6 protein-coding genes are annotated in these 11,495 nt (G+C 54.1%); all 6 read left to right on the forward strand.

Going from position 1 to position 11,495, the window contains the following annotated elements:
* Positions 1-3: 3 nt before the first annotated feature.
* Genes clbD through clbI form a run of 6 tightly spaced genes read left to right on the forward strand, consistent with a single transcriptional unit; the run spans position 4 to position 11,476 of the window.
* Complete coding sequence (gene clbD, locus HBM92_RS09340; RefSeq protein WP_000982270.1) at positions 4-873, forward strand: colibactin biosynthesis dehydrogenase ClbD; 870 nt, start codon at positions 4-6, stop codon at positions 871-873.
* Between the two features lie 29 nt (positions 874-902).
* Complete coding sequence (gene clbE / locus HBM92_RS09345) at positions 903-1,151, forward strand: colibactin biosynthesis aminomalonyl-acyl carrier protein ClbE (protein ID WP_001297917.1); 249 nt, start codon at positions 903-905, stop codon at positions 1,149-1,151.
* A gap of 3 nt (positions 1,152-1,154) precedes the next feature.
* A complete protein-coding gene (gene clbF, locus HBM92_RS09350; RefSeq protein ID WP_000337350.1) occupies positions 1,155-2,285 on the forward strand; it encodes a colibactin biosynthesis dehydrogenase ClbF in 1,131 nt (376 codons plus the stop codon).
* Entirely contained in the window at positions 2,282-3,550 is a 1,269-nt protein-coding gene (gene clbG / locus HBM92_RS09355) for a colibactin biosynthesis acyltransferase ClbG (RefSeq protein ID WP_000159201.1), read from the forward strand. The genes clbF and clbG overlap by 4 nt, the downstream gene beginning before the upstream one ends.
* A 47-nt stretch (positions 3,551-3,597) precedes the next feature.
* Complete coding sequence (gene clbH, locus HBM92_RS09360; RefSeq protein WP_001304254.1) at positions 3,598-8,394, forward strand: colibactin non-ribosomal peptide synthetase ClbH; 4,797 nt, start codon at positions 3,598-3,600, stop codon at positions 8,392-8,394.
* 49 nt (positions 8,395-8,443) lie between these two features.
* Positions 8,444-11,476, forward strand: a complete 3,033-nt coding sequence (gene clbI, locus HBM92_RS09365) for a colibactin polyketide synthase ClbI (RefSeq protein WP_000829570.1) — start codon at positions 8,444-8,446, stop codon at positions 11,474-11,476.
* Positions 11,477-11,495 lie beyond the last annotated feature (19 nt).

The raw sequence follows: 11,495 nt of genomic DNA on the forward strand, positions 1-11,495 counted from the left end.
TCAATGATGAACGTGGCGGTAATAGGTGCAGGAGTAATGGGAACTGGCGTCGCTCATAACATGGCGCAATACGGCATATCAACTAACGTTGTGGATATTTCTCAATCTCAGTTGGATAAATGCCGACAGATGATCGAAGCGAACTTACGCTTATATAATTTTCACCCGCAGCATAAAAAAAAGACGCATAGCACAGCGGAGATAATGGAAAATATCCGTTTCACAACTGAGTTGGACGACATTGTAGAATGTGATTTGGTGATTGAGAATATTACTGAGGATATAGAGAAAAAAAATGCACTATACACACGGATGAATACGATCTGCGGCGCGTCGACAGTGTTTGGTGTTAATACGTCCGCCATATCTATCACTGCGTTGTCAAAATTAATGCGACATCCGGAGAATGTAGTCGGCGTCCATTTTATGAACCCGGTACCGCTGATGCACACCGTCGAATTAATCCGTGGTGTACATACTGCAGAGCGTACACTGAACATATTTCACCACTTATTTGCTCAGTTGAATAAAACCGGCATCGTGGTCAATGATTCTCCGGGCTTTGTCACTAATCGTGCCATGATGATTTTTGTTAACGAAGCCATATTTATGGTGCAGGAGCAGATCGCCCGTGCTGAGGATATCGATACGTTGTTTAAAACCTGCTTCGGGCACAAGATGGGGCCACTACAAACTGCCGATTTGATTGGCTTGGATACGATTTTGCAATCGTTGCAGGTGCTATATGAAAGTTTTAATGATGATAAGTATCGCCCCAGCTTTTTATTAAAGAAAATGGTCGATGCAGGGTATTTGGGCGTGAAATCAGGGCAGGGGTTTTATCGCTATCAACAGACGTACGCCGAGCAGTGATTCTGGGTTAACCAGATAGGGATATGAATATGAAAAAGCAAGATATGAAAGCCGCCATTCGGGAATTTCTTTCACGCTCATTACGTGGGCATACGTTGAACGATGATGACGATATTTTTTCTCTCGGGCTTGTCCATTCGTTATTTACTGTGCAAATCATACTGTTTATAGAAAAAAATTTTCAGGTTGAGCTGGAAGTGAGTGAGTTGAAAACAGAACAGATTGCTACCGTCAATAAAATAGTGGAGCTCATTCAGCGACAAACAGGCCTGGAGTAAACTATGTGCACTGAAAATTATGAGCTGGCTCAGCAAGAGGCAGTCCTGTTTGCCAAACAACATCTCGCCCTGGCTGCACAGAATATTGAACGTCAGCAGTTTATTGTGCCAGACATTATTTCTTGCGTGGCGCAGGCCGGGTACTTAGGTGCGTCAATCCCCCAAAAATATGGCGGACGAGGTTACGATTCTTATCAACTGTGCGCTTTGCATGAAGTGATGGCTGGGGTTCACGGTTCGTTAGAAAATCTCATAACAGTGACTGGCATGGTCAGCACGCTGCTGCAACGCGTGGGCAGCGCAGCGCAAAAAGCCCATTATTTGCCAAAGCTGGCAACGGGGGAATTGATCGGCGCGATTGCCCTCACAGAGCCGAATATCGGCAGTGACTTAGTGAACGTGGAAACAGAATTACAGCAGGATGGCGACGGTTGGCGGCTGAACGGGAAAAAGAAATGGATCACGCTAGGGCAGATTGCTGATTTTTTTATTGTTTTAATCCACTGTGGTAATCAATTAGCGACAGTGCTTATCGATCGCAATACCGACGGCTTTACTATCACTCCACTCAACGACATGTTGGGGTTACGCGGCAATATGTTGGCAGAGCTGCATTTTAATGACTGCCGCCTGAAGGAGGATGCATTGCTCGGTCCGCTCACCCCTGGGGTACCGCTGGCGGTGAATTTTGCGCTCAATGAAGGGCGGTTCACCACCGCTTGTGGCAGCCTAGGATTATGTCGGGCCGCTGTGGATGTGGCAGCGCGCTACATCCGCCAGCGTAAACAGTTCAAGCGGCGGTTATTTTCTCATGGCATTGTTCAGCACTTGTTTGCCACAATGCTGACCCAAACGCGCAGTGCGCAACTAATGTGCTTCAGCGCGGCGGAATACCGCGAAACGCTGCACCCGGCCATGATAAACCAAATCCTGATGGCGAAGTATGTCGCTTCCAAAGCTGCGGTGGACGTGGCCGGGAAGGCGGTGCAACTGCTCGGTGCGAATGGTTGCCATGCCGATTATGCCGTCGAACGTTACTACCGCGACGCCAAAATCATGGAAATCATCGAAGGGACATCGCAAATTCATGAAATCCAAATTGCGATGAATTACATGATGGGGAGTGAAGCATGACGAAGGATGTCGCACTGATGTTCCCTGGCTCCGGTTCGCAATATGTAGGCATGGCACGGTGGCTGTATGAGCGTTATCCGCAGGTGCGTACTCTGTTTGATGAAGCTAGCCAGATCACGGAACGGGACATGGCAGCGCTGTGCCTGTCGGGTACTTTGGTACAACTTGCTGAGCCGACGGCAATGGCGCTGGCTATCTATACCACCAGCGTGGCCCACTTTGTCGCGTGGCAGCAGTTTTTGGCGCAAACCGGTGTCCATGTCAACCTACGTTATATGTTGGGTCATAGTTTGGGCGAATATGCTGCGCTGACCTGTAGTGGTGCGCTGAGCTTTTCCCAAGCACTGGCGCTGGTGGCGATGCGTAGCCGTTTAGCCAGTGAGATCGCCCGCGAAATGGACGCGAGTACCACCATCATCAAGCAAGGGAATCAGGCACTGGTGGCAGCGGCGTGCGAGGTGGCGGAGCGTGAAACCCGACAGCAGGTCGGTATTGCCTGCTTCAATTCGCCGCAACAGTTTATGTTATCCGGACAAAACTCGGCCATTATCGCCGCCGAGCAATACCTGCTGGATCATGATCGCCAAGTCGAAGTAGTGCCGCTGATTGGTGGTGTTCCTTACCACAGCCCACTATTGAAACCTTGCGGACAGCAATTGCGCAAGGCGCTGGATCGCTGCGAATGGCGACGTCCGTGCTGCCCAGTGATCTCCAATGTCAACGCTCAACCCTATCCCGATACGGTCACGCCAGTCCAGTGGCTAGAACAACAGCTCTCTCAGCCAGTGCAGTGGCAGCGCTCTCTCACCTACCTGACAGGACACTTGTCACCGATCGCGATAGAGATCGGTCCGCAAAGTGTGCTGAAAAACCTGCTGCTGGAGAATCGCTATCCAGCACCAGTTTACGCATTTGACAATCGTCATGATCGTGCGCAACTAGCATTGGTGCTGGGGGATAACATGGCGGTGAAGACCGATCCGGAAGCCGTGCGCCGCCAACGCATCACGCTGCTCACTAACGCCCTGACAGCCACACGCCATCACCGCGCCGCCGATGTGGCTGCCAGTGCGCAATTGAAAGAATTGCTCAGTCGTTTTTTTGAGCGCATCCAGCAGATTGAGCAGCGCGGCACATCCAGCGAAGAGGACATTGCTTTTTTGCATGAGCTTCTTGAACAGGGATTTCAACTCAAAGGCAGTAGTCAGGCAGAAATCGACGCCTGCCACGCGCGGTTGGCTTCCGACAACGGCGGACAGGCGTAACCCGTCACGCCATTTTACGTACTTATCTCGCTTTGAAGGCCAGAGTTATGGAACAGCAAGGGATTATGAGACAGTTGCCTACCGACGACCAAACGATAGTCGACTATTTGTATCGTATCGCCGGAGAATATGGGGAAAAAGCCGCTGTATTGATGGGGGACGCGGCGCTGAGCTATCACGATCTTAATGCACGCTCTAACCAACTGGCGCATTATCTGCGTGGGCTGGGGATCGGCGAGGATCGTGTGGTAGCTATCCGCCTGCCGCGCGGCATGGCAATGCTGATTGCCATTTTCGCTATTGTAAAAGCTGGTGGTGCCTATTTACCGCTGGCGTACAATGCACCGCGTAGCCGCATTGAAAATATACTGAGCAACAGCGGCGCTGTTTGTCTGATCGGTACTGACGATGGTGATCGCTGGCCGATTCCTCGCGTCGAAATCGACAGCGCGGCGGTCAGTGCCATGCCAACGACGGATCTGCGTTACCGACCACATGCGCGGCAACTGGCGTATATTATTTACACCTCCGGTTCCACCGGTGTCCCTAAAGGGGTGGCGACGGAACATGCAGCGCTGCTAAACCGAATTGTCTGGATGCAGAACGCTTATCCTATCAGTTCTCAGGACGTGCTGTTTCAGAAGACGGTGTACACCTTTGACGTCTCTGTCTGGGAGATGTTCTGGTGGGCGATGTACGGCGCATCTGTAGTGCTGTTACCGTCCGGACTGGAGAGCGATCCGCGAACCTTGGCTCGACTGATTCAGCGTCACCGCGTGTCGGTTGTGCACTTTGTCCCTTCGATGCTGAACCTGTTTGTCGAGTATCTGGAGATGAAACAGGATCCTCGTTTGACCGCCTCATTGCGATTAGTGTTTTCCAGCGGTGAGAAACTCACGGTCCACAGTGTGGCTCGCTTTTATCAATCGGTGGCGCAGGGTGATCTTATAAATCTCTATGGCCCGACCGAAGCAGCAATCGATGTCAGTCATCACCGCTGCCTGCGCGGGTACGACTACGACGATATCCCTATCGGTCAAGCGATTGACGGTTGCCGACTCTATGTGCTGGATGACCATGGTAATCCGGTAGCAGACGGCGAAGAGGGCGAACTGTATCTCGCTGGTATCGGGCTGGCACGTGGCTATCTCAACAACGTGGCGTTAACTGATCGCTGTTTTACTATACATCCAACTTTGCGCCATTTAGGGAAACCGGAGCGGCTGTATAAAACTGGAGATCTGGTGTGGCGCGACGGGGAAAGCCAACAAATTCATTACATTGGCCGTAATGATTTTCAGATTAAAATTAGAGGGTTGCGCGTTGAATTGGGAGAAATCGAAGCCCATGCGATGCGTTTCCCGGGGGTACAGCAGGCAGTCGTGGTGGCGGATCAGGATGATCCCGACAATCAGTTGATTTACGCTTTTGTCGTCAGTAGCGTGCCGCTCAATTTGGCGGCCTTAATGGACGCACTGTCCAAAAACTTGCCTGCCTACATGCTGCCGAACCGTTTGTTGGCAATGTCAGAGTTACCACTCTCCGACAATGGCAAGTGCTGTCGTAAAACGTTGCTCGACTTGGCGCGGGCGTACTCAGCCAGTCGCGTCGATTTACGTGAAACTCCCGCCGTGCGCTACCTACCGTTGTCATCGGCTCAATCGTCGATGTGGTTTATGCAACAATTGGCGCCGCATACTGCACTATACAATAACCCCACCGCCTTGCTGCTTGAAGGAGAACTGGATCGCACGCGGATGGACGGCGCGATTCGTCAATTGATGAGTCGGCATACTCTGTTACGTGCTATGGCGGAAACCCACAATGGACAACCAGTATTGGCGGTGCCTCAGTGCGTATCGTCGCAGGCGTTGCTGACCATAGTGCCACTCCCCTCGGTGAGTGATGATAACGCGCTACAGGCGATGATCAACCAGCGTGCGGCACACCCCATGCCCTTAACGTCAGGCACACCGCTGTGCCGGTTTGAACTGTTGACGCTCGATGACGATCGTAGCGTATTGTTGATTCATCTGCACCACATCATCAGTGATGGCTGGTCGAAAGGCGTTTTGTTACGCGAATTGCAGGCCGCATATAACGGTGAATCGCTGACGCCAGAACCGTTGTTGGAGTATGCCGACTACATGGAGTACCAAGAAGAGTGGCGTCAGAGTGACGCCTATCAGGACGCGATGCGTTACTGGCAAAATACCCTGGCGGGGACGTTGCCGATTCTTGATATCCCCACCGATCAACCGCGTCAGAAGGTGGCACGTTACCAAGGCGCGTTTGTTGCCTTCGCATTGTCTGCCAACACATGCGAGCGAGTGTTGGCGGCGGCGCGTGCGCAGCGCGTGTCGTTGTATAACTATCTGCTGACCGCCTTCGTCCTCCTGCTGCATCGTAATGCGCGTCAACAGGAATACATCGTCGGTATGCCGATTGCTGCGCGGCTGACGAAAGAACAGGAGCATATGATCGCGCCGCTGGTCAACGTACTACCGCTGCGCTTACCTCTTGACGAAGCGGCATCGTTTTCCGAGTTAGTACAGACGATCAGAGGTATTCTGTTTGCCGCTTTCAGGCACCAGCGTCTCGAATTTACCGACATAGTGCGCGCAGTGAATGTGGATCGCAGCGCCGGACATTTCCCAATATATCAGTGCATGTTCCAACTCGACAATATGCCTCTGGCGAGCCCGACACTAAACGGTGTCAACGTTACACCATTATTGTTGGATACCAGTGCATCTCAGGTGGATATTTCGCTAAGTATGCAGCATATCGATGGGCGCATCACCGGCACTTTCGAATACGACGCTGGGTTATACAGTGCGGATCGTATTCAGCACCTGGTGGCGCAGTGGAGAGAACTGCTAGATGAGGCCAGCAGCCAACCCACGCAGTTAGTCCGCGATTTGATTCGTTTCACCCCTCGAGAGCACGCTTGGCTGGCGCGGCACAACGCCACTGAAGTTGCTCTGCCGCCCGTAGATAACCTGCTGGCGCTAGTGTTACCGCACTGCCAGCAGCGCCCTACACAGGTGGCTTTGCGCCACGCTGACGACGCCATGACCTATGGCGAATTGCAACAGGCCACGATGCAGATGTGTACTTGGCTGCGTGCGCAAGGCGTAAAACGCGGAGAATCTGTCGCACTGCAACTGCCTTTTTGTTTCGAATTGATTATCGCACAATTGGCGATCCTCTCTTTGGGGGCGAGCTATGTGCCGCTGGATGGTAACGCGCCAGCGGCCCGCAATGCCCTGATCTTGGCGCAGGCAACGCCGTGCATGCTGCTGGTGGCGCAACCGCTGGAATCCCCTCATGGGCTGACGATACCTTGGGTGCTAGTGCCTGACTGGCGTAGCCTGCTGACAGAAATACCGAACCTGCCAGTTAGTGTTGCGCCAGATGCTTTAGATTGCGATGCGGTGGTGATCTTTACCTCCGGTACTACCGGGCAGCCCAAAGGCGTCCGACTCAGCCAACGTAATCTGGTCAACTTAACCGCATCCTTTATATCCAGCTATCAAGTGACGCATCAGGATGTTCTGCTACCCATTACCTCAGTCGCGTCTGCTAGCTTTGTCGGGGAGGTACTGCCGCTGCTCGCCGCTGGCGGTACCTTAGTATTGGCGCAAAAAGCGCAGAGTTTGGATAGTGATGCGCTCATTGCGCTGCTGGCATCTCAGCGGGTGACTATCCTGAGCACCACCCCATCGCTTTCTGCCAGCCTCTCTGTGCTGGCTCAGTCGATGGGATCGCTGCGCTTGTTTCTGTGCGGTGGTGAAGCGTTAGAGTATGAGCAGATAGCGCCGCTTCTGCCGCACATGGCAGTGGTTAACGGTTATGGCCTGACCGAAAGCGGTATCTGCTCGACCTACTTTCCTGTCGCAAAGCGTAGGGAGCAAGAAACGGGAGCATTGCCCATTGGCCGCCCGATTCAGAACACCCAAGCTTATGTGGTGGATGCATATAATCGTTTGGTACCGCCAGGTGCCTGTGGAGAACTCTGTTTCTCTGGTCTGGGCATTTCGCCCGGCTACCTTGATGCACGACAGGATCCCGAGCGCTTTGTCGAGTTGCCGGAATACCCTGGCGTTCGGGTGCTGAAAACTGGCGATCGTGCTCGTTGGGCAACCGACGGGATGTTGTTCTATCTCGGCAGACAAGATCGCCAAGTGCAGATCCGTGGATACCGAGTTGAACTGGGCGACATCGAAAGCCTACTGAAACAGCATCCGGATATTGCTGATGCGTGGGTCGATGTGCGACGCAATGCGGCGGCAACGCCGCTACTAGTGGCCTTCTATTGCAGCGTCAACGGCGTTGCGCTGGATGCTCAGCAATTGCGCGTATGGCTCAGCCTGCGGCTTCCGTTGCATATGCTGCCGTTGCTCTACGTGCCGCTGAGCGCCATGCCGCTAGGTGTAAACGGCAAAATCGATCCCCAGTGCCTGCCGCTGGTCGATCTGCGGCAGTTGGAAGGGCCGGGCGAGTATGTCCCTCCGGCAACCGAACTGGAACAGCGTCTGGCGGAGATCTGGCAGCAGTTGCTTGGCCTGGAGCGTGTCGGCACCACCACAAATTTCTTCGATCTCGGTGGACACTCACTTCTGCTAGTACAGATGCAGCAATACATCGGGCAGCAGTGCGGTCAGCACGTGGCGTTGGTTGACCTGCTGCGCTTCACTACCATCAAACGCTTGGCGGAATTTCTGCTGGCCCCGGACGCAGCGCAAGGGACCACAGGAGATCAGACACAACTGCGTGCGGCGAAGCAGCGTTTGGCCTTTGGTCACACGCGCTGGGCAGCCACAACCGACAGTCATCACTGATTCCACTGAATGAAACGCGTGATAAACCTGAATATAGGGGGAAAGCAACATGGCAGAGAATGATTTTGGTATAGCTATCATTGGGATGGCGGGGCGTTTCCCTCAAGCCGATACGGTACAGGCGTTTTGGGAAAATCTTCTGGCAAGCCGAGAGTGCATTTCCTTTTACAGCGATGAGGAACTGCTGGCGATGGGAATCAGTCCTGAATTTGTTCAGCACCCAGATTACGTCAAGGCCAAAGGGGAGGTAGCTGACATCGATAAATTTGATGCTGCTTTCTTCGGTATCGCACCCCGAGAGGCGGAGCTGATGGATCCTCAGCACCGTGTCCTGTTGGAAACCGCGTGGGCAGCCTTCGAAGATGCGGGCTATGTGGCTGCCGATTATCCGGGGGATGTGGGTATTTTTGCTGGCAAAAGCATGGATTCCTATTTGATGCTGAACTTGATGCCGCACTTTAAACGCGTTTTCTCTTCTGGCAGTTTGCAGGCGGCCATTGGTAACGACAAAGACAGTATCACTACTACCATCGCCTATCACCTCAACCTGCGCGGCCCGGCGATCACGGTGCAGACTTCCTCATCGACATCCTTGGTGGCGGTGTGCGTGGCATGCCAAAGTCTGTTGACTTGGCAGTGTGACATGGCGATTGCTGGCGGAGTAACGCTGGGGCCACCAGCAAAAACCGGCTACTTGTCGCAGGAAGGTGGGATCACCGCCGCCGATGGCCACTGTCGGGCGTTTTCCGATAACAGCAGCGGATTTGTGCCCGGCACCGGCGCGGGGCTGGTGGTGTTAAAGCGTGTTGATGAAGCGCTGCGTGATGGCGATAACATCTATGCGGTCATCAAAGGATTTGCCGTCAACAACGACGGTTCGGAGAAGATCAGTTATACCGCGCCGAGCGTGGATGCCCAAGCGCGCGCCATTGCTCAGGCACAGCGGTTGGCAGGTTTGACACCGCAGGATATCACTTATGTGGAAGCCCACGGTACCGGTACGCGTTTGGGCGATCCGGTTGAGTTTTCTGCGCTAAGCCAAGCCTTTGCGGGCGCGTCACAAAAGCAGTACTGTGCGCTGGGGTCGGTAAAAACCAATATCGGCCATTTGGATACGGCAGCGGGCGTCGCAGGGTTGATAAAAACCGCGCTGGCAGTGCAGCAGGGAATAATTCCCGCAACATTGCACTTTGAACGGCCCAATGCACAGATCGATCTGACCAATAGTCCGTTTTACATCAACACTACCTGTCAACCGTGGCAACCGGAAAGCGGCATCCGTCGCGCGGGCGTCACCTCGCTTGGCATGGGCGGCACCAATGCCCATGTTGTGCTGGAACAAGCGCCAGCCGTTGACTTGCAAGCGCGAGCGCCTGTACCTGCCTACAGTATTTTGCCGTTTTCTGCCAAGACCGACAGTGCCTTATCCTCGGGGCTGGCGCGTTTTGCCGATTTTCTGCAACATGAATCGCTGCCGGATAGGCGGGATCTGGCGTGGACACTCTCACAGGGACGTAAAGCCTTCGCACATCGCGCCGCGCTCGTAACCAGAGATCTACATGCTGCCGGGACGCTGTTGCAGCAGGCCGCGACAGCGCCGTTTGCTCGTGGTGTAGCGCAGACACAGCTCGGGCTGGGGCTGTTGTTTTCCGGGCAGGGTAGCCAATATCAGCGCATGGGCCATCAGCTCTATCAGGTTTGGCCGGCCTACGCCGATGCCTTCGACCGTTGCGCGACGTTACTCGAGCGTGAATACCAACTGGATATCCGCCATGAGTTGTTCAGAGCAGAAGTCTCGTTAGCCCAAGGCGAACGCCTTGCGCAAACCTGCCTCACACAACCGCTGCTGTTCAGCGTCGAGTATGCCTTAGCCCAATTGTGGCTCAGTTGGGGAATCACGCCAACGGTAATGATTGGTCATTCGCTGGGCGAATGGGTGGCAGCGACGTTGGCAGGCGTGTTCTCTTTAGAGGATGCGTTGCGCTTGGTGGCGCGTCGAGCAGAGCTGATGCATCAGGCACCAAGCGGTGCCATGTTGATGGTGGCGCTGCCCGAAGCACAGATTCGCGCACTGATTACCGCCCCGCTGGCGATTGCCGCTGTTAACGCCCCTGACTATTCGGTTATCGCCGGGCCTACGTCGGAGATCCTCGCCGTCAGCCAGCGTCTGACGGAGCAGAACATCATCAACAAACGATTGCATACCTCTCATGCCTTCCACTCTAGCATGATGCAAGATGCGGCGCAGGCGCTACGTCAGGCATTTGAGAATGTACGACTGAACCCGCCGACGCTCACCATCATCTCTACCGTAACCGGCGCGCACGTCAGTGCCGACACTCTCACCACACCGGACTACTGGATTGAACAGATGCTGATGCCTGTGCAGTTCTCCGCTGCACTGCAAGAGGCGCAAGCTACATTTGATGTCGATTTTCTGGAAATCGGGCCAGGTGCCACCCTGACCCAGCTGACCAACGGTCATGCATTAGGTGATCGTCTCGCGTTCAGCTCGCTGCCAGCAGGTGCCCGCAGCAGCGATGAGCACAAACATATCTTAGATACCGTGGCAGCGCTTTGGGTGCGAGGGCATAACATCGATTTGTCTGCGTTTGCAGGTGAGCAACCGCGCCGTGTCTCTCTACCGACCTACGCCTTTGACAAAATCCGTTACTGGGTCGACAGTCCAGAAGAACAGAGGAGCGCCGTAACGCCGGTGGCGGACGCGGGAAGTGTCATCCCTAGCGAACCGTCGGTGCGCCGTCAGCCGCGTCCGGCGTTTTCGGTGCCTTACGCGGCTCCAGAGAGCAAAACGCAGCGCGGCTTAGTGGCGATTTGTGAAGCATTGCTGGGAATTGACGGCTTGGGCATTGACGACAACTTCTTCGAAGCTGGCGGACATTCATTGATGCTGGGCATGTTGCTGGCGCAGGTACAGGAACGGTTCGCCGTCACTCTTTCCTTTTTCGACGTGATGGAGGATGCCAGCGTGCGCGCGTTAGCGCAGTTGGTCGAGCAGGAGCAGCAGGATGATGGAGGGTCCGCACTTGCCGTGCTAGTTAACGACATGATTAATGAGTGACGTTGGCAAAAGTATTTAA

It is taken from the genome of Escherichia sp. E.sYA108 (genome assembly GCF_011754335.1).
GTDB lineage: Bacteria > Pseudomonadota > Gammaproteobacteria > Enterobacterales > Enterobacteriaceae > Escherichia > Escherichia coli.